This is a genomic window from Pseudomonas sp. NPDC089996, from assembly GCF_044748405.1.
Classification (GTDB): Bacteria; Pseudomonadota; Gammaproteobacteria; order Pseudomonadales; family Pseudomonadaceae; genus Aquipseudomonas.
Window position 1 is genome coordinate 40,626 of sequence record NZ_JBIVGA010000014.1, and the last position, 23,062, is coordinate 63,687.

At 64.4% G+C, this 23,062-nt stretch carries 21 protein-coding genes; 7 read left to right on the forward strand and 14 right to left on the reverse strand.

The features are described 5' to 3' along the window. Window positions 1–171: 171 nt before the first annotated feature. Genes ACIPW4_RS21900 through ACIPW4_RS21915 form a run of 4 tightly spaced genes read right to left on the reverse strand, consistent with a single transcriptional unit; the run spans window position 172 to window position 4,936 of the window. Window positions 172–1,032 (reverse strand): efflux RND transporter periplasmic adaptor subunit, encoded by an 861-nt coding sequence (locus ACIPW4_RS21900; protein WP_400661412.1) that lies wholly within the window; start codon window positions 1,030–1,032, stop codon window positions 172–174. A gap of 10 nt (window positions 1,033–1,042) precedes the next feature. Then, complete coding sequence (locus ACIPW4_RS21905) at window positions 1,043–1,243, reverse strand: DUF1656 domain-containing protein (protein WP_008097766.1); 201 nt, start codon at window positions 1,241–1,243, stop codon at window positions 1,043–1,045. Then, the gene (locus tag ACIPW4_RS21910) at window positions 1,233–3,410 is read right to left on the reverse strand and encodes an FUSC family protein (RefSeq protein ID WP_400661414.1); all 2,178 of its coding nucleotides are present in this window, start codon (window positions 3,408–3,410) and stop codon (window positions 1,233–1,235) included. Before ACIPW4_RS21910 ends, ACIPW4_RS21905 begins: the two co-directional genes overlap by 11 nt. Next, the gene (locus tag ACIPW4_RS21915; RefSeq protein WP_400661416.1) at window positions 3,407–4,936 is read right to left on the reverse strand and encodes an efflux transporter outer membrane subunit; all 1,530 of its coding nucleotides are present in this window, start codon (window positions 4,934–4,936) and stop codon (window positions 3,407–3,409) included. Before ACIPW4_RS21915 ends, ACIPW4_RS21910 begins: the two co-directional genes overlap by 4 nt. A 180-nt stretch (window positions 4,937–5,116) precedes the next feature. Between ACIPW4_RS21915 and ACIPW4_RS21920 the strand changes: the two genes are divergently transcribed. Both ACIPW4_RS21920 and ACIPW4_RS21925 read left to right on the forward strand, forming a co-directional pair. Further along, window positions 5,117–6,064, forward strand: a complete 948-nt coding sequence (locus ACIPW4_RS21920; RefSeq protein ID WP_400661417.1) for a LysR family transcriptional regulator — start codon at window positions 5,117–5,119, stop codon at window positions 6,062–6,064. A gap of 80 nt (window positions 6,065–6,144) precedes the next feature. After that, window positions 6,145–7,119, forward strand: a complete 975-nt coding sequence (locus tag ACIPW4_RS21925; RefSeq protein WP_400661419.1) for a 2-hydroxyacid dehydrogenase — start codon at window positions 6,145–6,147, stop codon at window positions 7,117–7,119. A 119-nt stretch (window positions 7,120–7,238) separates the two neighbouring features. Here ACIPW4_RS21925 and ACIPW4_RS21930 read toward each other — a convergent pair whose 3' ends face one another. The 4 genes from ACIPW4_RS21930 to ACIPW4_RS21945 all read right to left on the reverse strand — a co-directional run bounded on the left by ACIPW4_RS21930 (window position 7,239) and on the right by ACIPW4_RS21945 (window position 11,019). Further along, window positions 7,239–8,177: a glycosyltransferase family 2 protein gene (locus ACIPW4_RS21930; protein ID WP_400661420.1), complete on the reverse strand. Its 939-nt coding sequence runs from the start codon at window positions 8,175–8,177 to the stop codon at window positions 7,239–7,241. Continuing rightward, entirely contained in the window at window positions 8,174–8,542 is a 369-nt protein-coding gene (locus tag ACIPW4_RS21935) for a GtrA family protein (RefSeq protein WP_400661422.1), read from the reverse strand. The genes ACIPW4_RS21930 and ACIPW4_RS21935 overlap by 4 nt, the downstream gene beginning before the upstream one ends. Next, a complete protein-coding gene (locus ACIPW4_RS21940) occupies window positions 8,539–9,969 on the reverse strand; it encodes a glucosyltransferase domain-containing protein (protein ID WP_400661423.1) in 1,431 nt (476 codons plus the stop codon). Before ACIPW4_RS21940 ends, ACIPW4_RS21935 begins: the two co-directional genes overlap by 4 nt. A gap of 150 nt (window positions 9,970–10,119) precedes the next feature. Continuing rightward, entirely contained in the window at window positions 10,120–11,019 is a 900-nt protein-coding gene (locus ACIPW4_RS21945; protein ID WP_400661425.1) for a DMT family transporter, read from the reverse strand. A gap of 184 nt (window positions 11,020–11,203) precedes the next feature. On the opposite strand from ACIPW4_RS21945, the gene ACIPW4_RS21950 reads away from it, so the two are divergent. Then, complete coding sequence (locus ACIPW4_RS21950; protein ID WP_400661427.1) at window positions 11,204–12,079, forward strand: helix-turn-helix domain-containing protein; 876 nt, start codon at window positions 11,204–11,206, stop codon at window positions 12,077–12,079. A 74-nt stretch (window positions 12,080–12,153) separates the two neighbouring features. Here ACIPW4_RS21950 and ACIPW4_RS21955 read toward each other — a convergent pair whose 3' ends face one another. The 6 genes from ACIPW4_RS21955 to ACIPW4_RS21980 form a co-directional block, all read right to left on the reverse strand. After that, complete coding sequence (locus ACIPW4_RS21955; RefSeq protein WP_400661428.1) at window positions 12,154–14,544, reverse strand: TonB-dependent siderophore receptor; 2,391 nt, start codon at window positions 14,542–14,544, stop codon at window positions 12,154–12,156. Between the two features lie 102 nt (window positions 14,545–14,646). Then, window positions 14,647–15,627, reverse strand: coding sequence for a FecR family protein (locus ACIPW4_RS21960; RefSeq protein ID WP_400661430.1), 981 nt, complete (start codon window positions 15,625–15,627; stop codon window positions 14,647–14,649). Then, entirely contained in the window at window positions 15,624–16,175 is a 552-nt protein-coding gene (locus tag ACIPW4_RS21965; protein WP_400661431.1) for an RNA polymerase sigma factor, read from the reverse strand. Before ACIPW4_RS21965 ends, ACIPW4_RS21960 begins: the two co-directional genes overlap by 4 nt. Before the next feature lie 4 nt (window positions 16,176–16,179). Then, complete coding sequence (locus tag ACIPW4_RS21970; RefSeq protein ID WP_400661433.1) at window positions 16,180–16,506, reverse strand: DUF3325 domain-containing protein; 327 nt, start codon at window positions 16,504–16,506, stop codon at window positions 16,180–16,182. Continuing rightward, on the reverse strand, window positions 16,506–18,080 hold the full coding sequence (locus ACIPW4_RS21975; RefSeq protein WP_400661435.1) for a PepSY-associated TM helix domain-containing protein: 1,575 nt from the start codon (window positions 18,078–18,080) through the stop codon (window positions 16,506–16,508). The genes ACIPW4_RS21970 and ACIPW4_RS21975 overlap by 1 nt, the downstream gene beginning before the upstream one ends. Next, window positions 18,077–18,382, reverse strand: a complete 306-nt coding sequence (locus ACIPW4_RS21980) for a DUF3649 domain-containing protein (protein ID WP_400661436.1) — start codon at window positions 18,380–18,382, stop codon at window positions 18,077–18,079. Before ACIPW4_RS21980 ends, ACIPW4_RS21975 begins: the two co-directional genes overlap by 4 nt. Window positions 18,383–18,544: 162 nt before the next feature. On the opposite strand from ACIPW4_RS21980, the gene ACIPW4_RS21985 reads away from it, so the two are divergent. The 4 genes from ACIPW4_RS21985 (at window position 18,545) to ACIPW4_RS22000 (ending at window position 22,990) form a co-directional block, all read left to right on the forward strand. Further along, entirely contained in the window at window positions 18,545–19,039 is a 495-nt protein-coding gene (locus ACIPW4_RS21985) for a sigma-70 family RNA polymerase sigma factor (RefSeq protein ID WP_400661437.1), read from the forward strand. Beyond that, window positions 19,036–19,965: a FecR domain-containing protein gene (locus ACIPW4_RS21990; protein WP_400661439.1), complete on the forward strand. Its 930-nt coding sequence runs from the start codon at window positions 19,036–19,038 to the stop codon at window positions 19,963–19,965. Before ACIPW4_RS21985 ends, ACIPW4_RS21990 begins: the two co-directional genes overlap by 4 nt. An 81-nt stretch (window positions 19,966–20,046) precedes the next feature. Further along, window positions 20,047–22,377 (forward strand): TonB-dependent Fe(3+) dicitrate receptor FecA, encoded by a 2,331-nt coding sequence (fecA, locus tag ACIPW4_RS21995; protein ID WP_400661440.1) that lies wholly within the window; start codon window positions 20,047–20,049, stop codon window positions 22,375–22,377. Window positions 22,378–22,642: 265 nt separating this feature from the next. Beyond that, window positions 22,643–22,990, forward strand: a complete 348-nt coding sequence (locus tag ACIPW4_RS22000; RefSeq protein ID WP_400661442.1) for an HPF/RaiA family ribosome-associated protein — start codon at window positions 22,643–22,645, stop codon at window positions 22,988–22,990. Window positions 22,991–23,062: the final 72 nt, after the last annotated feature.

Consider the following 23,062-nt stretch of genomic DNA (forward strand, 5'->3'; position numbering starts at 1 on the left):
TCCTCGAACAGGCGACGGATTGCTTTGATGGCGTCCCAGACTGCTCCCCTGGAAATACAACGCCAATAGCTGCCCCCATCGACTTTTCCTTGATTCAAGTAGGCTTTTTCCTAAATCCCTCCGAGCCCTCTGTAACGAACAACGTCTACACGGCATTCCATGTGATCAGCTTTATTCCTCGCCCGGCTTCACCACCACCGTACAGGTCGTCCCCGCCGCCAGCAGAAATCCGTCGGGCACCTCATCGATGTGAATCCGCACCGGCACCCGCTGCGCCAGGCGCACCCAATTGAAGGTCGGGTTCACATCGGCGATCAATTCACGGCTCTGTGGGTTGTCGCGGTCGTAGATACCGCGGGCGATGCTCTCCACATGCCCCTTGATACGCTCACCGCTCATCATCTGCAGCTCGGCCGGGTCGCCGACCTTCACATGGGGCAGCTTGGTTTCCTCGAAGAAGCCGTACACCCAGAACGACTGCTCGTCGACCACCGCCATCACCGCCTCGCCGGTGCGGGCATAGTCACCCTTGTGAATATTCAGGTTGGTCACGTAACCGTCCACCGTGGCGACGATGTGGGTGCGCTTGAGGTTCAGCTCGGCCGCCGCCAGTTCAGCCTGGGCCTGCTGGTAATCGGCCAGGGCGGCGTTGGCGATATTGCTGGCGTCGTCGCGGTTTTCCCTGGAGATCACCAGGTTGTCCATGTCGGCGCGGCGCTTGGCATTGACCTTGCGCATTTCCCAGGTGGCCTTGCGCGAAGCGACCATGGCCTTGGCCTGGTCGACCGCCAACTGGTAGTGCGCGGGGTCGATCTGGATCAGCAGGTCGCCCTTCTTCACCCGCTGGTTGTCCTTCACCGGGACGTCCACCACATAGCCGGGCACATCGGCGGCGACGTTGATGATGTCGGCGCGCACGCGGCCGTCGCGGGTCCACGGCGTGGTCATGTAGTGCAGCCACAACTGGCGACCAATCACCACGGCTGCGGTCAGCACCAGCAAGGTGGCGATCAGGCTGAAGAACTTTTTCATCGAAGGTTTCTCACCAGTAGAGCGACAGCGCCAGGGCGCCGAACAGGCAGACGAACAGGCTCAGGCGCAACAGCGCCGGGTGCCAGAAGAAGCGGTAGCCATCATGGCTGGCGATGAACCGGTCCAGGCCCCAGGCCAGGCCCAGGGCGAACAGGAACATCAGGGTCATGGTGGGCATGTACACGCCATGGAAGGCGATTTCACGGGGCATGATGCATTCCTTTCACCGGTGCCAGCGGCGACTGTGGGTCCAGCAGGGATGAACGAATGAAGTGCAGGTAGCTCTGCGCGCGGCGCAGCACCGAGGTGTCGAAGTGCCGGGCAAAGGGTTCGTCGGTGGCCTGTACCCGAGCGATGGCATGGTCCACCGCCACCAGGGCGCGCTCGTGGTTGCTGGCATTGGGCTGCAGGAGCAGCCGGGCCAGGGCACGGCCCATGACACGAATGGCCTGGCGCCACGGCTGCGATTCTGCGTAGGCCGGGTGGATCGGCGCGCGGGCCTGTTCCTTGCGCAGCTCGATGATCGCGTGGCCGATCTCCAGCACGGTGAACATCCAGCCCATCAGCTGGCTCTGCACCTGCGGCTTGCCGGCGGCCAGGCCATAGGCTTGGTGCAACAGGTCGCGGGTACGGCTCTCGAAGGCCGAGCCGATGCCGCGCAGGCGCCCGCTGATGGCGAACAGCACCTGCTCGCGCAGTTCCTGTTCCAGGCGGCTCCACAGCCAGCGGCTGTTCGGCGGCAGGATGATCGCACCCGCCGCCGCGCAGACGAACATGCCGATGACCATGCCGATGTAATCGTTGATGAAGCTGTACGGGTCGTAGACGGTCAGGTTGTTCGGCACCGAGCCGATGGCAAAGAACACCAGCAGGCCGATGCCGTAACCGGCGTAGGCCGGCCGCGACGACAGGAAGGCACCGAGCACGAACACCGGCGCCAGGACCATGCACAGCAACGGGAAACCGTCGATCCAGGGGAACACGAAGAAAGTTTCGAAGAAGCCGACGAAGGCACCGATCGCCGTGCCGCAGGCCATCTGGAACGACATGCGCTTGGGGTTCGGCGAAGCGGCCGAGAGGCCCACGGTGACCGTGGCGATCAGGGTCATCATGGCGCCGCTGGGCCAGTCGCTCATCAGCCAGTAGCTGCCCAGCAGCAACAGCACCGCCGAAGCGCGCACACCGGCGGCCAACGACACCAGCCAGCTGGTCTGCGCCACGTAGGGTTCGTCCCACTGCTCGCGCTCGTGCTTGTGCGCGGCCAGCGAGGCGTGGGTTTCGGCGTAGCTGTACATCTCGTCGACGAAGCGGTAGAGCAGCTCGAACGCGGTGTGGAAATCGAGCAGGTCGGACTCGCTCGGCTGGGTTGCCACATAGTCGCCACGCAAGCCACGCACCTGTGCCTGCAGGCCTTCTTTGTAGGCCGCCAGCTCCAGGGTCAGGCGCAGCGCATCGGCGTCGGTCAGCGCCCGGCCGACATAGGGCTGCAGCAGTTCCACCAAAGTGTTCAGGCCCGGCTCGATGGCGCCGACGATCTGCAGCGGGCCACGGGCGCGCAGGCGCTCCAGCAGGCGGTGCAAGGCGTTGAAGCGCGTGGTGATGGCCATGAACTCGCTGTTCATGCGCACCAGGCGACCCGAGCGGCGACGCATGTGCGGGTCTTCGAAAGCGGTGACGTTGCGCAGGCTCTCCAGCCCTACCGCTTCGGCGACGAAGCGCACGTTGCTGGTTTCGAAACGGTCGCGCTGGCTGTCGCCGCGCAGCGCTTCCACTACCACCCCGGCGAATACGCCAAAACGCTGGTACAAGGCGTTGCGCATGGCGGCACTGGCCGACTGCGGCAGGATCGCGGCGCTGACGAAGGTCGACACCAGAATGCCCAAGGCGATTTCCAGCACCCGCCACACCGCCGCCATGAATGCCTGGTCCGGGTGTTGCAACACGGGCAGGCCGATCATCGCTGCGGTGTAGCCTGCGAGCACGAAGCCATAGGCGCGGAAGGTGCGGTAGCGCATGGCACCGGCCGAGCACAGGCCGACCCACACCGCCAGGCTGGGCAGAAACAGTTCGGTGTTCTGCGGGAAGATGGCAATCAGCGCGACCATCATCGCCGAGCCGGCCAAGGTGCCGAGCACCCGGTAGAAGCTCTTGGCGAACACGTGGCCGCTCTGCGGCTGCATGACGATGAACACGGTGATCATCGCCGTACGCGGTTGCGGCAGTTCCAGGCGCATGGCCAGCCACAGGGTGATGAACGCTGCCGCCAGCACCTTGAAGATGTAGACCCAGGTCACGCCGTCGGTGCGCGCCCAGGCGAAGAAGCCCCGGCGCCATTCCAGATGCTGCAGCCAGCGCACGGGCAAACTGGAAGTGCTCATTCGGCGTTATCCGGCTTCTTGTCGAAAATGGCCAGGGTGCCCGGGGTTTTCGGCGCTGCCTGGCGTTCTTCCTTCGGCACGTCCTGGCCAGCCTGCAGGCCGCCACCCAAGGCGGTGACCAGTTCGGCATGGACGATCAGGCGTGCAGCCTGCACCTGCTGCTGCACCTGCTGCTGGCGGAACAGCAGGGTCTGCGCATTGAGTACGTTGAGGTAGTCGGTCAGGCCGCGCTGGAAGGCCACCGTGGCGATGTCGTAGGTCTTTTGCGCAGCGGCCACCGACTCGGCGGCGAAGTGCGACTGTTGCTTCATCGACTCACGGCGGATCAGCTGGTCGGAGATGTTCTTCAGCGCACCGACCACGGTCTGGTTGTAATGCGCCACGGCCACGTCATAGCCCGCGGAGGCAACGCCGAGCTGCGAGCGCAGGCGGCCGCCGTCGAAGATCGGCAGGCTGATCGCCGGGCCGACGTTGTAGTTGAACTTGCGCCCGGTGAGGAATTCCAGCGGACCACCGCCAGTGGCCATGAAACCCAGGCTGCCGACCAAATCGACGTTGGGGAAGAAGCCCGCGTGGGCGACATCGATGCCACGGGCCTGGGCCGCCACCTGCCAGCGGCTGGCAACCACGTCGGGGCGCTGGCCGACCAGTTCGGCGGGCAGGTTCGATGGCAGCTTCAGTGGCGCTGCCAGGCTCAGGGTCGGGCGCTGCAATTGTGCGCCCTCCCCCGGGCCCTTGCCGGCCAACGCTGCCAGCTGGTTGCGGGTCAGGGCGATTGCTTCATCGAGGCTGTCGAGCTGGCGATGGGTTTCGGGCAGCGGTGCCTCGGCCTGGCTGACCTCGAAATGGGTGCCTATGCCACCGTCCAGGCGACGCTTGGCCAGGGCCAGGATCTGCTCCTGCTGTTCGAGCTCGGCCTTGACGATGTCGCGCCGGGCGAAATGCAGGCTGAGCTGAATATAGGCACGTACCACGTTGTTCTGCAGTTCCAGCTGCGCCTGGCGGGCCTCGGCCACGCTCATGTGCGCCTGGTCCACGGCCTGCTCGCTAGCGTTGCGTTCGCGCCCCCACAGGTCAAGCGCGTAGCTGAAGCCGATGGCGGCGTTGTTGTCCCAGGTGTTGGCGCCTGACAGCGCGCCAGGGCCGTAGAACTGATCCTCGGGCCAGTTGTGCCGCTTGAGCGCGGCGTCACCGTTGACCTGGAGCTTCTCCGCCGACTCGACCACACCGGCCATGGCCTTGGCTTCCCGCACACGCGCCGCCGCCATGGCCAGGCTCGGGCTGCCGGCCACGGCCAGGTCGATCCAGCGGTCGAGCTGCGCGTCCCCATAGGCATGCCACCAGCGCTGCTCAGGCCAGTGCGCGTCGCTGGCCGCTTCGCCAATGGCCGCGTCGGTGCTCAGGGTATTGGCTTGCAGGGTCTTGCTCTGCGGGGCGATGCCCCAGGTTCCGATACAGCCGCTCAAGGTGAGACTAAGGGCACAGGCACTGAACACTTGAAGCGTTCTGATGATGCGACGCGGCACAGCTGCGATTTCCCGAGGAAGAGGTGGAGGGGCCGGGCAATTCTAGGGGGCCGCCGCACTGGCGATAAGCGCATATTCCTGCGAATCTTTGTTACTGAAAAAGCGATAATCCGGCTTTGGTCGAACGCACATCCGCATTACTTCGTGACACAATTTTGTCCTCTACCTTGAGAGTGACCCATGGACACCCTGCAAAACATGCGTGCTTTCAGTTGCGTAGCCCAGCTAGGCAGTTTTACCGCTGCCGCGGCGCAACTGGATACGACCACCGCGAACGTGTCGCGGGCGGTCTCCAACCTGGAAGCCCATCTGCAAACCCGGCTGCTCAACCGCACCACCCGGCGCATCGCCCTGACCGAGGCCGGCAAGCGTTACCTGATGCGCTGTGAACAGATCCTCACCTACGTCGAAGAAGCCGAAGCCGAAGCCAGCGACGCCCATGCCCGGCCTGCAGGCCAGCTGAAGGTGCATTCGATGACCGGGGTCGGCCAGCACTTCGTGGTCGATGCCATCGCCCGCTACCGCGAGTCGCACCCGGACGTGACCTTCGACCTGACCATGGCCAATCGCGTACCCGACCTGCTCGACGAGGGTTACGACGTGTCCATCGTGCTGGCCACCGAGCTGCCGGACTCCGGGTTCGTCTCGCAGCGGCTGGGCATCACCTACAGCATTGTCTGCGCCTCGCCCGAGTACGTGGCCAGGCACGGCTTTGCGCACAAGCCGGTCGACCTGCTCCAGCATGCCTGCCTGCGCATGGTCAGCCCGGTAATCCCGCTGGAGAAATGGCTGTTCGACGGCCCGGAAGGCCAAGAGCTGGTGAACATCACCAGCTCGCCGTTCCAGGTCAACTCGGCAGACGCGATGAAAACTGCGATCCGCAGCGGCATGGGCATGGGCGTGCTGCCGATCTACTCGGTGATCGATGGCCTGCGCGACGGCAGCCTGGTCCGGGTGATGCCGGAGTACCGGCTGCAGGAGCTTAACCTGTATGCCATCTACCCTTCGCGCCAGTACCTGGATGCCAAGATCAAGACCTGGGTCGAATACTTGCGCAACTCGCTGCCGGACATTCTGGCAGCCCACGAAGCCGACCTGAAAACCCATGAATTGCTGATCGCCAACTGAAAAAGCTGCTGCACGGCGGCGGTGGACAATGGTAGGTTGCTAACCAATCAACCCCAGCCACCGCCTTGAGAAGTTGCCCGATGAAAAAGACCGTCCTGGCCTTCAGCCGCATCACCCCGGCCATGGCCGAGCGCCTGCAGCAAGACTTCAACGTGATCGTGCCGAACCCCAAGCTCGGCGACATCAGTGCCCAGTTCAACGAAGCCCTGCCCGAGGCCCACGGCCTGATTGGCGCCGGCCGCAAGCTCGGCCGCGCGCAGCTCGAAGGCGCGGGCAAGCTCGAGGTGGTGTCCAGCGTCTCGGTCGGCTACGACAACTACGACGTCGACTATTTCAACGAGCGCGGCATCGCCCTGACCAACACCCCCGACGTGCTCACCGAAAGCACCGCCGACCTGGGCTTCTCGCTGATCATGGGTTGCGCCCGCCGCACCGCCGAGCTGGACGCCTGGACCAAGGCTGGCAACTGGCAGGCCACGGTGGCACCGACGCACTTCGGTAGCGATGTGCATGGCAAGACCTTGGGCATCGTCGGCCTGGGCAACATCGGCGCCGCCATCGCCCGCCGTGGCCGCTTCGGTTTCAACATGTCGATCCTGTATGCCGGCAACAGCCGCAAGACGGCGCTGGAGCAGGAACTGGGTGCGCAGTACCGCAGCCTTGAGCAACTGCTGGCAGAGGCCGACTTCGTCTGCCTGGTGGTACCGCTGTCCGATGCTACGCGCAAGCTGATTGGCGCCCGCGAGTTGAAGCTGATGAAACCGAGCGCGTTTCTGATCAACATCGCCCGCGGCCCGGTGGTCGACGAGGCGGCGCTGATCGAGGCGTTGCAGAACGGCACCCTTCGCGGCGCAGGGCTGGATGTGTATGAGAAGGAGCCGCTGAGCGAGTCGCCGCTGTTCCAGCTGCCCAATGCGCTGACTTTGCCGCATATCGGCTCGGCGACTGCAGAGACCCGCGAGGCCATGGCCAACCGGGCGATGGAGAACCTGCGGGCGGCGTTGCTCGGCGAGCGGCCGCGGGATCTGGTGAACCCGCAGGTGTGGAAAGGTTGAAGGTTCTCTAGCGCCTGTACCGGCCTCTTCGCGGGCACGCCCGCTCCCACAGGCTCAAGCCTGTGGTGATCCTGTGGGAGCGGGCGTGCCCGCGAAGAGGCCAGTACTAACAACAGATCTTACCTAGGCTGACGCCGACGCCCCAACACCTTGCGCACCACATACCGCGGCCGATGCTTGGTCTCCTGGTAAATCCGCCCGATGTACTCCCCCAATATCCCGATGCCGATCAACTGCACGCCACCCAGGAACAGGATCGCCGTCATGATCGATGGATAGCCCGGCACATCGTTGCCGTGCACCATCTTGTCGAACAGCATGTACACCGCAAAGGCAAAAGCCAGCAGCGATACCCCGGCGCCTACGTAGCTCCACAGCCGCAGCGGCACGGTGCTGAACGAGGTGATGCCGTCCAGTGCCAGGTTCCACAAACGCCAGAAACTGAACTTGCTGTTGCCTGCAGCACGCTCCGGCCGGTCGTACTCGACGATGGCGGTGCGAAAGCCCACCCACGACAGCACGCCCTTCATGAACAGCTGCTGCTCGGGCAGCTGGCGGATCGCGGCCACCACCTTGCGGTCGAGCAGGCGAAAGTCTCCTACGTTCTCTTCGATATGGGTCGAAGCGATGCGATTGTGCAGGCGGTAGTACAGGCGAGCGCTCCAGCGCTTGAGCGGCGTATCGGCATCACGGCTGCGGCGCTTGGCCAGGACCACATCAGCGCCCTCCTGCCAGAGCGCGATCATCTGGGCAATCACGTCGATCGGGTCTTGCAGGTCGACATCGATCGGCACCACGGCATCGCCTTCGGCATATTCGAGGCCGGCGAACAGCGCCGACTCCTTGCCGAAATTGCGCGAAAAGTTGACCACCGTGACCCACTCGTCCCGCGCCGCCAGCTCGGCACAGATGTCTTCGCTGGCATCGCTGCTGCCGTCGTTGACGAACAGGATCTCCACCGTCACGCCGTTCAGCGTCGGCTCGTTGCGCACCGCGTCATGGAAGCGCTTCAAGGTGTCCTGCTCGTTGTACACCGGCACTATCAGGGTAATGTTCATGATCCCCTCCGTTTGAACACCACGGTGTGCGAAAAGCAGTAGCCCGCCACCAGGCTGGTTGCCGAGAAGGTCAGCAGGGTCAGCCAGGGCGAAAGACCAGCCCAGTCTGAAAGCCCACCCAGTGCCAGGCTGAGGCTGCCCATGCCCAGCAGGAACAGCAGGTAGCGCTCGCCGGTCGGCCTGACAGCGAAGGTGTAGTGGGCGTTGACCTGATAGGAGACGGTGGCTGCCACGGCGAAAGCCAGCAGGTTGCTCGGTGCCTGCTTCAGGCCCAGCGCCAGGTGCAGGCCAAGGAACACCAGCCAGTGCACCAGTGTGTTGCCAATCCCGACCAGCCCATAGCGGGCGAAATGACGCCAGGTCACTGGCCATAACCCTCGGGGGCCTTGACCAGCACGTAGACGTCGTCGCCAACCCGGTGGATATCATAGAGCCGGCTGGAAACCTGTGGCGTGGGGCTCAGGGCCAGCACCTGCTGCCGGTCCAGTGGAGGGCCCTGGTAGAACGTGTGCAGGTCGTCGATGCCGACACGGGGCAGCATCTCCGGCAGCACCACGTAGTGGTAGGCATGGATCACTGCCATGGCCGGCATACGCTGCAATGTACCTGCAGCGGCCGGAATCCACGGGCGCTTGAGCCAGAAGTCGAGCACGTAGTAATGCCGGGCACCATTGAGCGGTGGCCGCGACAGATCCTGCGCCAGCGCCTGAGCGTTGGCCTGATGCAGCACTTTCTGCAGCACCATCACCCGGCCATAGGCGAACGAGAATGACAGCATGAACAACAACGGAACGGCCAGGGCGAGCACGCGCAGGCGCGGCCACCGCGCCAGCGCCCTGTGGTTGAGGTAGAGCAGTAACGTCAAGAGCACGCCCAGCCCCATCAGTACGCGCACCGTCTGTTCGAAATGCTCCAGCAGCAGGATGAAGCCAGGCACGCAAAGCACAATCACCGCCACCGAGATCAGCACGATGGCCATCCTTGCCAGCCGCTCACCTGCGCCAAGCGGCGGCTGCCATACCCTCGACAGTTCACGCAACAACACCAGCAGCGCACAAGGCAGCAGCGCCACGAACAGCCAGGCATTGCCGGGCGTGATCAGCAGGCCGACCACCTGGAACGTCGCCCGCAGGCGCAGCTGGATCTCTGTCAGCCACTGCCCGTCAAGCGCCAGCATGCTGGAGCGGGCCGAGGTCACCATCCAGGCGCTACTCACGTAGTACAGGGCCACAGCCACCAGCAACTGGCCGAAGCGAATGGCCGCGTGCCGATAGAGCTCACCTGCCCTGCCGTCTTCAATGGCCCGGCGTATCACCTCCAGTGCGCACAACCCGACGAACACGTTGACGCTGGGCTGGTAGAGCGCCGCCGCCGCCGCGATCAGCAGCATACCGCCCAGCCAATGGCGCCAGCAGCCAGTATCTGTGGTAACGGCCCAGATCACGGCGGCCAGTGACAACGCCATGGTCGCGCTGTCGTACTGATACGAGAGGTTTTGCAGGAAGTACGGCTGAAACCACAGTGGCAGCACCACCAACACACTACTGAGCGTCGGTTGCGTAAACCACTGGCGTACCAGACGCGTCAGCGCCAGTGCAGTGACCAGCACGGCCAGCAGCAATGGCAAGGGGTAAAGGTTGATGGCACCTGAAGCAAAACTGAGCGCGGCAAACACCACCACCATCAGGGGCCGGCCAACGTCCGCCCAGTCGTTGCGCGCCAGTTGCTGGCGCGCATAATCATCGAGAACCGGATGGTCGGCCATCAGCAATGGCAGGATGTGAAGGGCCAATGCTGCAACACACAACAGCCAGAGCTGAATCTGCGTCAGTGGTCTGTTCCATGTAGACACGACTGCCATCTGCCTTCCCCGGCCAAGGACTCACGGCCAAGTCTAGCCAGCCCGTCAGGACACGCACCTGGCATTTCTGCCAGTTGCGTTTCAGCTGCGGGCCAATGCAGCAGAGGCCTTGATGGCAGGCTTGCGAAACACCAGCACATTGCCCGCCATTACCGCCACAAGGCCCAGCAACGCCGGTGGCGTCCATTGATAGCCTTCGGCGAAGGCCGATACGTTCAACGCCACCAGCGGGAACAGCACGGTGCAGTAGGCTGCACGCTCCGGGCCCATGCGTCCGACCAGGGTCAGGTAGGCCGTGAAGCCGATCACCGAGCCGGGGATGACCAGGTACAGCAGCGAGCCGATGTAGCGGCTGTTCCATTCCATAACGAACGGGATACCGTTGACCAGGCAATACACCGCCAGCATCGCCGCGCCATAGAGCATGCCCCAGGCATTGGTGGTCATGGGCTTGAGCCCGGCCTTCTGCTGCATGCTCGAAAGCATGTTGCCCGCCGAGAAACACAGCGTACCGAGCAGCGCCAGGCCCAGGCCATAGAGCGTTTCGCGGCTGGCCGCGTGGTGCGCAAGCTCGGGCCAGAACAGCAAGCCGAGGCCGAGCAAGCCAAGCGCACCGCCAGCGAGGACATTGCTGGCGATCTTCTGGCCGAAGAATATCCGCGCATTGAGGGCATTCCACAAAGTGGCGGTCGAGAACACCACAGCAATCAGGCCACTGGCAACCCACTGGCTGGCGGTGAGGAAGCACATGAAGTTGACGCAGAACAGGCACAGGCCCTGGGCCACGCAGATCAGGTGGCCGCGCCGGTTCATCGGCTGCAGGCGGCGAGTGAGCAGGAGCATGGCGAACAGGACCAGGCCGGCCAGGGCAAAGCGGTAGACGATCGACACCGGGATGGCGACCACGCCCAGTTGCAGTTTCAGGGCGATCCAGGTGGTGCCCCAGATCAGGACGGTGAGCAGGTACAGGGACAGGTTCATGACGACGGTTCCTTGGGCCTTTCGATATCGGCGTCTGGCTTTTCGCGGGCAAGCCCGCTCCTACAGGGATCATCAGTGTTCTGCCGATTGGCGTTTACCTGCTTGCACAAACTTGCGCTTTTCCTGCCCAGGGTGATGTCACCGGTACCCAGCCGCAGTAGGATGACCCCCAGAGGAACCGCCCATGACTCCACTCACCCAGTTGCAAGTGTTCAACGCCATGCACGCCTCGCCCAACGCCCGGCTGGAACTGAGCGCGCACCTGGCCGACGGGCTGGCGGCGGCGTTGTGGAGCAACCGCGACGACGCCCGTGACTACCAGGCGCCGAGCCATCACACGCTGTCGTGCTACATCGCCGATGGCACCGGCACCTTCCGCCGCCAGCGCCCGGCTGACAAAGGCGCGCCGGACAAGCTGTGCATCATGCCGGCGGGGCACGAGTCGAACTGGGTGGTGAACGGCGCGATCCGCCTGGCCCACCTGTACATCAGCGAAGCGCAGTTCGCCTTGGGCTGCGTGCGCCTGCTTGACCGCGAGCCCCGCGAACTGCAGCTGCAGGAAGCCACCTTCCTCGACGACCCGCAGCAATCCGTGCGCTTTCGCCAGTTGATCTGCCTCGACTGGGATGAGCCCGCCGAGCGGCTTCAGGCCAGCAGCCTGGCCCACGAGATCGTCGACCATGCCGTGCTCAGCCAGGTTGGCCTGCGCCAGGGGTTGCGTCTCAAAGGCGGGTTGGCGCCGAGCCTGCGCCGGCAATTGGTCGAGTACATCGAGGCGCACCTCGACCAGCCGATCACGCTGGGTGAACTGGCTCTGCGCTGCAACCTGTCCGAATACCATTTTGCGCGGATGTTCCGCACCAGTTTCGGCCTGCCGCCGCATCAGTACCTGCTGGCGCGGCGGCTGCACCGGGCTTGCCAGCTATTGCGCCTGGGACAGTTGCCGTTGGGCCAGGTGGCGCTGCTGTGCGGGTTCGCCAGCGCCAGCCATTTCAGCAACCGCTTCCGCCAGGCATTCGGTGCAACCCCTGGCGAGTACCGTATGGCCATTCGCGGCTAAAGCCGCTCCCACAGGTAATGCGCCGTCTCTGTGTGGCTTTAGCCGCGAAGAGGCCGGCACAGGCTGCACAAGGTTCAGAACTCGAAAGTGCTCGACAGGCTCACCTGCCGCGCATCGCCAATGGCGACGAAATACTGGTTCACCGCCGAGCTGTAGTACACCTTGTCGAACAGGTTCTTCACGTTCAGTTGCAAGCGCACGTTGTGCTCGTCCAGCCTGGTCTCGTAGGTAGCGAACGCGTCAGCCACGGTATAGCTCGGCAGGTCGAAGGTATTGGTCGAGTTCCCCGGCCGCTCGCCCACGTACCGTGCCCCAGCGCCGAAACGCAGGCGGTCGCCGCCGAACAGGCTACCGAAGTCATACACCGCCGACAGCGAACCGGTATGCCTGGCCACGTTCTGCAGGCGGTTGCCTTCCAGGTCGGGATCCTTGGTCACCTTGGCATCGGTATAGGCGTAGCTGCCGATCAGGCTCCAGCGTTCGCTGAGCTGCCCGGTCAGGTCGAGTTCGACGCCACGCGAGCTGACTTCCCCTGCGTTGCTGTAGACCGTCTCACCGGTGCCACTGTCGAAGTTGGCGACCAGCACGTTGCGCTTGGTGATGTCGAACAGCGCCAGGGTACCGGTGAGGCTGCCCGGCATGTCCAGCTTGGCGCCCAGCTCCCAGGACTTGCCCTCCTCCGGCGCCACCGACGCATCCAGCACCACGCCGCCGGTCAGCGGGGCGATGCTGGAGTTGGGCTTGAACGACTCGCTGTAGCTACCGTAGAACGACAGCTGGTCATCGACCTTGTAGACGATGCCCGCATGGGGCACCCAGGCCTGGCCGCTGGTATCGGTATTGGCCTTGAACGGGCGGCCGCGGCCGGCGTACTGGTCGTATTGCTGGTAGCGCGCCCCCGCCACCAGGATCCAGTGGTCGTCCAGGTGCAGCGCGTCCTGCACGAACAGGGCGTCGGTGCGTAGCTTGTCGGTCTGGTCGCTGTCGCTAGCACGCACAGTGGTGCCCTCCACTTCCTGGCCATACACCGGGTTGACGTAACTGAAGGAGGATTGCGCGGTCTGGCGGATCAGGTCGCCGCGAAAGATCTTGCGGTCCTCGTGGTCGATGCCGAACAGCAGGTCGTTCTGCATGCCGGCCAGCTCGACAGTGCCATTGAGGCTCAAGGTGGCGAACTGATCGCGACTCATGGCGTTGTGCGTGCCATCGATGCTGCGCGTCAGGGTGCCCTTGGCCTCGTTCACGCCGGTGACGCGCACCTGGCTGGCATCGTAGGTCTCGCGGTTGAAGCTGTAGCCGAAGTGCAGTTTCCAGTCCTCGGCCAGCTGGTGGTCGACTTCCAGGCGGTACAGGTCCGAACGGCCTTCCATGTCGTTGAACGGCTCGTCCAGCCTGCGGGTAGCCGGAATGTCCAGTGGGTGGCCATTGCTGCCGAATGCCGTGCCACGGTCGAACGGGTAGAGAAATTCGCGGTGCTCGTAGGCCAGCACCACCTGGGTGTCTTCGCCGAGCCAGGCCAGCGACGGCGCCACCAGCGACTCGCGGTGCACGCCGTAGTTGCGCCAGTAGTCCTCGTCTTCGTGATCGACGATCAGGCGGTAGGCGAACTGGCTGTCGCCCAGCGCGCCGGTGCTGTCGAAGCCAGCGCCGCTGCCGTTCTTGCCGCTGCCATAGGTGGAGCCGCGCACGTTCAGGGCGTTGTACTGCTGCAGTTGCGGGCGCTTGCTGACCACGTTGATCACCCCGCCCGGGTCCTGGATGCCATACAGCAACGAGGCAGGCCCCTTGAGCACTTCGACCCGCTCGGTGCTGGCGTTGAGGCTGCGGCCCTGCACCAGCGGCATGCCGTCGCGCATGATCGAGCCGTCGCGGTTGTCACCGAAGCCACGCTTCATCACAGTGTCGGAAGTGCCACCAAAGTTGTTGCCCTGGGTGATGCCGCTGACATTGGCCAGGGCATCGTCCAGGTTGCGTGGGGCCTGATCGCGGATGACCTGGGCCGGCACCACGTTGATCGCCTGGGGGATATCCTGGGACGGGCCCTGGCCGCGCATGATCGAAGCGCTGGCCGGCGGTTGATAGCTGTAGCTGTCCATTTGCGAGGTCACCGTGGTGGCCTGCAGGCTAAGGGCGCCAGCGTTATCCACAGGTTCGAGGGTCAGGGTGCGTGCGTCAAGGCGGCGCCAGGTCAGCCCGCTGTTGCCCAGCAACTGCTGCAGGGCTTGTTCCGCGCTGAACGAGCCATTCAGGGCCGGCGCCTGCACACCCGGTAATTCGAGGGTGTAGACGACACTCTGCCCCGTGGCACGGCTGAAGGCATTCAGCGCTTGCGCCAGCGGCTGGCTGGGCTGGGCGAACGCGTGCAACTGCATTTGCTCGGCGGCCATCAGGCCTGGGGCAGCGGTGATGGCCGAGCAGGCTGAAAGGCCGAGCCAGAGGGGAACGCAACGCGGGGTGAACTTCATGGACGCTGACCTGTGAGAGGGATATTACTGCGAATGAATCGCACTTCCACTCATTACACGGATGCCACCTCCCGTTACCTCATCCATTTTTAAATTTTTTTCTCAGCGGATCACGGTCAACCGGCCCATCAGCGTTTGCCGCGAGAAACCGAGCACTTTGCCCAACGAATCCAGCGCCAGCAGCGGCTCATCTGCAGGGAAGCTGCCGCTGACCTTGCGTTGCGCCAATTCCCCATCGAGCAGGACGATGCGCCCTGGGTAGTAGCGGCCCAGGTCCGCCACCACTTGCGCCAGCGGCACCTGGTAGTAGTTCAGCCAGCCTTGGCGCCAGGCCAGGCGGCTGTCGCTGTCCACACTCGACAGCTCGCCCGCCTGCCCGTCGGCATAGGCCAGCTGCTGGTTGGCCGTCAGTACCTGACCGGCCTGCCCCGGCACCGGGTCAACCGCCACGCGCCCGCTGCGCACGACCACCTGCGCGCCCTGCCCCTGGTCACGCACTTCAAACTGCGTACCCAGCACCCGTACTTCGCCGCCAGCCGCCTCCACCACGAATGGCTGGCCCGTATGGGTCACCTGGAAGTAGGCAGCGCCATGCAGCAGACGCACGCGGCGTTCTCCATGCTGGAACTCGACGGCGATGGCGCTGCTGGCATCCAGGGTCACCTGCGAGTGGTCCGCCAGGGTCACCTGGCGCAGCGCAGCGCCGCTGCTGAAATCGGCCTGCAGGTTCAGCAGCCAGTCACTTGGCCGAAAGCCGCCCGCCATACCGACCGCCAGCACCAGGCAAGCCGCTGCCAGCGCCATGCCGGCACGCCGCCAGGCGCCTTTGTCTGACGGTTTGGCCATGGCCTGCAAGTAACGCTGCAAGTCTGCATGTTCTTCCTCGGCCAGGCGCGCTGCCGGTGCTTCACTGAGTTGCCACAGCAACTGGGCCTCGGCGTAGGCTTCGCGGTGCCTGGGGTCGGCCAGCAACCAGCGCTTGAACGGCGCGCTGCTGGCAACTGCCGGCTGTTCGTTGATCCGCATCAGCCATTGCAGGGCCGCCTCCGACTGGGCAGCGGTGATCGGATCTGGATCGTTCATCGGCGGGCGCTCCCAGGCCTGCGGGTAAAGGGCGCGGGCTCGGCAACACTGGCCTTGCACGCTTCGAGGGCGCGCATCATATGCTTTTCCACGGCGCTCTGGGAAAGCTGCATGGCCTTGGCAATTTCGCCGTACTTGCAGCCGTGGATACGGTTGAGCAGAAAGATCTGACGCGTACGCTCCGGCAGGGCACGCAGGGCGGTTTCGATGCGCTGCAAGTCGTGGTCGATTGCCACGGCCTGCTCTGGCGCCTGGGCCAGGCTTGTTTCATCCACCGGCAGCGATGCCTCGGCAACGCGCTCACGGCTGCCCTCACTGCGCAGGTGATCGATGGCGAGGTTACCGGCACAGCGCAACAGGTAGGTGTCCAGCGCTTCGACCTTGACCTCGGGGCGGCGCCAGAAGCGCAGAAACAGCTCCTGCACCAGGTCGGACGCAGTGGCACGGCAGCCTACCCGGCGGCTGACCAGCGCCTCCATACGCGCACGCTGGGCCAGGAACACCTCGACGAAACGCGCGCGGGTACTGTCGCTGTCGCTTTCGCTCAAGGCATCACCCGGCAAACGCGGCCAACAGCGGGCCGAGCACCAGGCTCACAGCCGCCAGGCCCAGCAGCAGGCGCGGCTGGTAGGGCAAACCGAACACCCACAAGATGGCCCCCGCCATCAGCATTGCGATCCACTCCACAAGGCCATGCGCCCAGCCACGCCAGTGCACCGCGAGTACCAGCGACAGCATCAGCAATAGCCAGCCGCCGATGCGCAGCACGCCCACTTCAGTTGCGCCAGGTTTGCGCTTGAGCAGTTCGCTGAAGTGTTTTTCCATGGCCAGGCACAATGCGGCGAAACCGGCGAAACCGATCAGGGCAATACTCAGCATCACTGTACCTCGACCATTTCAGGCGAAGCCTTGGCCGCCTTCGGCGCACGCTTTGCGGCGGGCTTGGGAGGGCGCAGCATCTTGCCTGCGGCCCAGGCCAGAAACAGTCCGCACGCCAGGGCGGTCAGGTCGAACCCGGCCATGGCCCAGTCACCCGCAGGTACCGAGACGTTCAACCCTTGGCCGGTGCTCAGGGCGTTGAGCAGCGGCAACAGGGCAAAGGCCAGTGCGCCCAGCGCCAGCTGCTCGCCCCAGGCCTTGCGCCCCGGGCGCAGCACGGCGTGCAGCAATGACGCCAGCCAGACCAGGAAGAACGCGTTCACCTCCCAGTCGGCCCGGCCTTGCAGCGCAACGGGCAGCAGCCGGTTGGCCCAGAAGAACCCGGCCACGGCCAGGATCAGGCCACTCATGCTGGCGATGTTGAGCACTTCGACCAGGCGCAGTTCGCCCGGCAGGCGTTCGCTCTTGGCATGCTTGAGCTGGCGCTTGCCCAGCCACATCACCAGGCCGGTACCGATCACCGCGGTCCCGGCAAGCCCGAAGGCGAAGTACAACCAGCGCAGCCAGGGCCCGGCGTAGTTGCCCATGTGCAGGCCGGCGAAACTGAACGAGGTCATCATCGTCGCGCTTTCCGCAGCACCCTGTTTCAGCAGTTCGCCGGTGGCACCGTCGAAGGTCCAGTTGGCGCTGCGCTTGTAGGCGACGTTGTCCGCCGACGACTGGGTGAAGGTGACACGGGCGTTGCGGTCGCCAGCGTTCTGGACCTGGATGAAGCCCATGCGCGCGCCCGGCACCTGCTCCTGGACCTTGGCATAGAGGCTCGCCAGCGGCACCAGTGGCGTGGCGACATGAGCCACCTTGGGCACCTCGTCGCGGCCGAACAGGTCATTGAAGTAATCGTTGGTGTTGCCGCCGTAGCTGGCCAGGATGCCCGCCGGCATGACCATGTACATGAACAGCACCAGGCTGCTGTAGCTGATCATCAGGTGGAACGGCAGCACCAGCACGCCGATGGCGTTGTGGCCGTCCAGCCACGAGCGCTGGCCCTTGCCGGGGCGGAAGGTGAAGAACTCCTTGAAGATCTTCTTGTGGGTGATGATCCCGGTGACCAGCCCCAGCAGCATGATGAAGGCGCACAACGTGGACAGCCAGCGGCCCCATGGGTAGGGCATCTGCAGTTCGAAATGGAAGCGGTAGAAGAACTCGCCGCCACGGCTGTCACGCGCCTCCACCGGCTGCCCGCTCTGCGCGTCCAGGTCCTTTCTGACAAACCCCCGCCGCCCGCCCTCGGGGTCGCGCCAGCCCACGTTCAAGGCAGCGTCGCGCTCGCTGGGCAGGCGAATCATCCAGCTGCCCGAATGCGCGGCGTTGCTCTCCAGATAGCGCTGGGCCAGCCCCAGGCTCGCCACATCGTCCAGGGCATGACGGCGCACTTCCGGCTGCGCCCAGTGGCTGACCTCCTCCTTGAAGTACGACAAGGTGCCGGTAAGGAAGATGGCGAACAGCAGCCAGCCAAAGATCAGGCCAGTCCAGGTGTGCAGCCAGGCCATGGCCTGGCGGAAGCCTTCCTTCATGGGTTTTTCATCCAGTAGGCGAACCCGCCGAGCAGCCCCAGCACCAGGCTCGGCAGCAGCATGCCAAGCCAGGCACGCCAGGCGCTGCGGCAGGCGAAGCACCAGATGAAGGCCAGCAGGTAGAACACGAACGAGAGCATCAGGCCAGTCAGCGTGGCATCGACCTGGGGCAACGGCAGCAGCAACGCAACGCAGACGCTGACCAGCGACGCCAGCAGATAGCCACCCAGCAATGCGGCCAGGCTGCGTGAAACCACGGCCAGGCGATAGCTGAGCGGAAGTCCGGCGGCGGAGCGCTTCATGGCGTGTGTCCGGGGGAATGGGGGTGCAATAGTAATGATTTCAATTCTCATAAGCAAAGTTTGAAAGACGGGATGCCAGAGGATTGCCGGAGCCTGTCCGTCGCCCTATAATGCGAACAATTCTTACTACCAGTTGCGCTACCTGGCGCCGGAGTATCCTCGGTGTCCAGCGCCCTCTCTTCCACGGTCGAAGGCCTCTATCATGCCCATCATCACTGGCTGACCAGCTGGCTGCGCCGTCGTCTGGGCTGCCCGCAAAGCGCCGCCGATCTGGCCCAGGACACCTATGTACGCCTGCTGCAGGCGCGCGAAACCCCGCAACTGGTCGAACCACGGGCATTCCTCGCCACCGTGGCCAAGCGCGTGCTCTGCAACCACTTCCGTCGCCAGGAGCTCGAACGCGCCTACCTCGAAGCGCTTGCCCAGACGCCAGAAAGCGTAGCTCCGAGTGAAGAGCAGAAAGCGATCATCTTCGAGACCTTACTGGAGCTCGACCGCTTGCTCGATGGCCTGCCGCCGCTGGTCAAGCGCGTGTTCCTGCTGGCTCAGGTCGATGGCATGGGCCAGACCGAAATTGCCCGCGAGCTGGGCATTTCGCTGGCTACGGTAAAACGCTATCTGAACAAGGCAGCCCTGCGCTGCTACTTCGCCCTGTGAACACGTCGTTTACGCCCCAGATTGCCGAACAGGCCGTGCACTGGCTGATCGAGTCCCAGAGCGACGATTTCGATCAAAGCCAGCAACAGGCGCTGCAGCATTGGCTGCAGGCAAATGACGAACATCAACGTGCCTGGGCCCATATCCAGCAGGTCAACCAACGCCTGCGCGGGGTCGCCTCGCCTGTGGTGCACGCCACGCTGCAGGCGCCACCGTCCCCTGCCCGCCGTCGCGCACTCAAGGCGCTGTTGCTGTTCGGCGTGGCCAGCGCCACGGGCCTGGGCCTGCATTCGCACAATCCGTTGCCGGGCCTGATGGCCGACTACCGCAGCCCGCTTGGGCAACGGCGGCGGATGCAGCTGGACGATGGCAGCTTGCTGCAACTCAATACCCGCAGCGCCGCCGATGTGCGCTTCGACGGCCAGCAGCGCCTGGTGCGCCTGCTCGAGGGCGAACTGGCGCTGGACGTGGCCCGTGACACACGCCCCTTGCAGCTGCGCACCGGCCAGGGCGCGCTGCGCCTGGACAGCGGCCGCTTCAACGTGCGGCAGTTCGACGACTTCAGCCTGGTTTCGGTGTTCAGCGGCCAGGCCAGCTTTGCCGGCCACGCGCTGCTCGCCGGGCAGCGCGCCCGCTTCACCGCACAGGGCTGGCAAGCCATCGCCCCCGTGGATCGCAACAGCGGCGCCTGGGTCGACGGCATGCTGGTGGCGTCGCAGATGCGCCTGGTGGACTTCCTCGCCGAGCTTGGCCGCTACCGCCAGGGGCAGCTGGGCTGTAGCGAGACGGTCGCCAACCTGCTGGTTTCCGGCTCGTACCCGCTGGATGACAGCGAACAGATCCTGCACATGCTGGAAGTGACGCTGCCCGTGCGGGTGCGGCGCTTCACCCGCTACTGGGTCAACCTCGAACCACGCCTGGGTTGAAAAACTGTTCAATCACCTGAGCCAATTCCGCACCCTCGCGTGACAGAGAAGGCAGAACCCCTTCTCACAGGACCCCTGTCGATGCCCCTGCGCCCTCATCCGCTCGCCCACGCCCTGCTGCTGGTCACCAGCCTCGGCTTCACCAGCCCAGCCCTGTTTGCCGCCGAAGCACGTACCTACCACATCGCCGCCGGCTCGCTGGAAGAGGCCCTGAACCAGTTCGGCCGCGAGAGCGGCGCGTTGATCTCGTTCCCTTCACAACTGACCCAGGGCCTCGACAGCCAAGGGCTGGAAGGCCAGTACGAGACGGCTCAAGGCCTCGATGCGCTGTTGCGTGGCAGCGGTCTGCAGGCTCGCCTGCAGTCCGACAACGCCTTCAGCCTGCAACCGGTTGCCGCGTCGGCCCCGGGCGCTGCCGTGGAGCTCGGCGCCTCGACCGTGGTTGGCGACTGGCTGGGCGAGGCCCGGCAGGACAATGTCTTCGAGCACCCCGGCGCACGTGACGTGATACGCCGCGAGGAATTCGAACGCAGCGGCGCCAGCACCGCGCGTGAAGTGCTCAACCGCATCCCCGGCGTAAACGCCCCGGACAACAACGGCACCGGCAGCCACGACCTGGCCCTGAACTTCGGTATTCGCGGCCTGAACCCGCGCCTGGCGTCGCGCTCGACGGTGCTGATGGACGGCATCCCGGTACCGTTCGCGCCGTATGGCCAGCCGCAGCTGTCGCTGGCGCCGATCAGCATGGGCAACATGGACGCGGTGGACGTGGTGCGCGGCGGCGGCGCCGTGCGCTATGGCCCGCAGAACGTCGGCGGCATCGTCAACTTCGTGACCCGCGCCATCCCCGAAGAGGCGACTTTCAAGGCCGCCATGCAAAACCAGATCAGCCCTTCTTCGAGCCAGGATGGCTTGAAGAACAGCGCCAACCTGCTGGTCGGCGGCACCAATGAAAACGGCCTGGGCGGCGCCCTGCTGTATTCCGGTGTGCGCGGCAGCGACTGGCGCGAGCACAGCGATACACAAATCGACGACCTGATCCTCAAAGGCAAGCTGCAACTGGACGACGCCAACAGCCTGCATGCCATGGCTCAGTACTACGACGGTGAAGCGCAGATGCCTGGCGGCCTGAGCACGGCCGATTTCGATGAAGACCCGTATCAGTCGACGCGCCTGAAGGACAAGTTCTGGGGGCGTCGCACGCTGTTCAACCTTGGCTACGACTACAAACAGGACGACCGGCAGTTCAGCGTCAACAGCTTCTTCACCAAGACCCTGCGCAGCGGCTACCTGGACCAGGGCAGCTTCGTTTCATTGTCGCCACGCGAATACTGGGTACGGGGTATCGAGAGCCGCTTCTCGCAAGGTGTCGCCCTGGGTGACAGCTGGCACGAACTGGGCATCGGCTACCGCTACATCAACGAGGCCGGGCACGAACTGCGCTACCGCGAACCGACCAGCGCCGACCGCCTGCCGACCACTGCCAGCCGCAACGACCGCGACACCCGTGGCAGCACCGAGGCCCATGCCATCTACCTGGACGACCGCATCGACATCGGCCGCTGGACCATTACCCCGGGCGTCCGCTACGAGATGATCGATTCCGAGCAGAGCAACAAGATCAGTGGCCAGCGCTACCAGGGCAGCTACAACACCGCCCTGCCAGCGCTGAACGTGATGTACCACCTGACCGACCAGTGGAACCTGTATGCCAACACCGAAGGCTCGTTCGGCAGCGTGCAGTACAGTCAGATGCCCAACCGCGTCAGCAGCGGCGAAGTGAAACCGGAGAAGGCGCGTACCTGGGAGGTCGGTACCCGCTACGACAGCGGCGACTTGCAGGCTGAGGTCGGGGTGTTCCTGATCAACTTCGATAACCAGTACGAAAGCAACCAGACCAACGATTCGGTGATTGCCCGTGGCGAGACCCGCCACCAGGGCGTCGAGACCAGCGTGCGCTATGCGCTCGATGGCCTGAACCCGGCACTGACCGGTTTCGATGTGCATGCCAGTTATGCCTTTGTTGACGCGACTATCCGTGAAGATGGACCGAACAAGGGCAATCAGGTGCCGTTCTCGTCGCGGCACAAAGGCAACCTGGGAGTGGGCTACACCGACGGCGCATGGCAACTGAACCTGGACGCAAGCTTGCAGAGCAGCCAGTACGCCGACAACGCCAACACCAGCGCCGAGAGCGCAGATGGCAGCACCGGGCGCATCCCCGGCTACATGCTGGTCAGTACCCGCGCCGGCTATGACTTCGGGCCACAGCTGTCGAATCTGATGGTGGCGGTGGGGGTGAAGAACCTGTTCAACCGTGAGTACTACACGCGGTCGTTTGATGACAACAACAAGGGCAAGTATGTGGGTGAACCGCGGACGTTGTATGTGCAGACGTCGGTGGCGTTCTGAGGTAGGTACCAGCGGGCATTTTCGTCGCCAGTGAGATCGAGCGCCGCGCGGGCGGCGCTCGGTCTCATAGGCGCTGCAAGGCTCACGGCGAACCCATGGTGGCCCGCAGTCCTCTCCTGAATTTGCAACAGAAAATTTATTTTCAACAAGGGGTTGAATTCCCCCCGCCGTTGCCTGACCTTAGAGTCAAGAGGCGCAGAAATACCAAGGCCCTCAATGGCCTAGGCACGCCTCCATGCGAGCAAGCTGAATAAGGATTGGAATCATGCAAATCCAGGTCAACAGCAGCAACCATATCGAAGGCAACATCCGTCTCGACGAGTGGGTCCGCAGTACGCTGGAAGCCACCCTCGAACGCTTTGACGACGACCTCACCCGCATCGAGGTCCACCTGCGTGACGAGAATGGCGCCAAGCCCGGCCCACATGACAAACGCTGCCAGTTGGAGGCTCGCCCGAAAGGCCATCAGCCGATTTCCGTGACCCACACGGCTACTTCGCTGGACCAGGCGGTCGACGGTGCCGCCAGCAAGCTGAACAATGCGCTGGAACACTTCTACGGCAAGCTGCGCAGCAAGCGCGGTGTACTGGAGCTGAGCGACCCCGACGCCTGATCGGCAGCTTGAACAACAACGCCCGGCCTGTGCCGGGCGTTTTCGTTTGCCCCGATCGATGGGGCTGAACCA

What these genes read in the sequence shown, in the direction of transcription:
- ACIPW4_RS21975 (WP_400661435.1), bottom strand. Translation starts at nt 18,080, where the DNA reads ATGAAGGAAGGCTTCCGCCAGGCCATGGCCTGGCTGCACACCTGGACT.
- ACIPW4_RS21930 (WP_400661420.1), bottom strand. Translation starts at nt 8,177, where the DNA reads ATGAACATTACCCTGATAGTGCCGGTGTACAACGAGCAGGACACCTTG.
- ACIPW4_RS21945 (WP_400661425.1), bottom strand. Translation starts at nt 11,019, where the DNA reads ATGAACCTGTCCCTGTACCTGCTCACCGTCCTGATCTGGGGCACCACC.
- ACIPW4_RS21970 (WP_400661433.1), bottom strand. Translation starts at nt 16,506, where the DNA reads ATGCTGAGTATTGCCCTGATCGGTTTCGCCGGTTTCGCCGCATTGTGC.
- ACIPW4_RS21925 (WP_400661419.1), top strand. Translation starts at nt 6,145, where the DNA reads ATGAAAAAGACCGTCCTGGCCTTCAGCCGCATCACCCCGGCCATGGCC.
- ACIPW4_RS22000 (WP_400661442.1), top strand. Translation starts at nt 22,643, where the DNA reads ATGCAAATCCAGGTCAACAGCAGCAACCATATCGAAGGCAACATCCGT.
- ACIPW4_RS21910 (WP_400661414.1), bottom strand. Translation starts at nt 3,410, where the DNA reads ATGAGCACTTCCAGTTTGCCCGTGCGCTGGCTGCAGCATCTGGAATGG.
- fecA (WP_400661440.1), top strand. Translation starts at nt 20,047, where the DNA reads ATGCCCCTGCGCCCTCATCCGCTCGCCCACGCCCTGCTGCTGGTCACC.
- ACIPW4_RS21950 (WP_400661427.1), top strand. Translation starts at nt 11,204, where the DNA reads ATGACTCCACTCACCCAGTTGCAAGTGTTCAACGCCATGCACGCCTCG.
- ACIPW4_RS21955 (WP_400661428.1), bottom strand. Translation starts at nt 14,544, where the DNA reads ATGAAGTTCACCCCGCGTTGCGTTCCCCTCTGGCTCGGCCTTTCAGCC.
- ACIPW4_RS21900 (WP_400661412.1), bottom strand. Translation starts at nt 1,032, where the DNA reads ATGAAAAAGTTCTTCAGCCTGATCGCCACCTTGCTGGTGCTGACCGCA.
- ACIPW4_RS21960 (WP_400661430.1), bottom strand. Translation starts at nt 15,627, where the DNA reads ATGAACGATCCAGATCCGATCACCGCTGCCCAGTCGGAGGCGGCCCTG.
- ACIPW4_RS21905 (WP_008097766.1), bottom strand. Translation starts at nt 1,243, where the DNA reads ATGCCCCGTGAAATCGCCTTCCATGGCGTGTACATGCCCACCATGACC.
- ACIPW4_RS21920 (WP_400661417.1), top strand. Translation starts at nt 5,117, where the DNA reads ATGGACACCCTGCAAAACATGCGTGCTTTCAGTTGCGTAGCCCAGCTA.
- ACIPW4_RS21980 (WP_400661436.1), bottom strand. Translation starts at nt 18,382, where the DNA reads ATGAAGCGCTCCGCCGCCGGACTTCCGCTCAGCTATCGCCTGGCCGTG.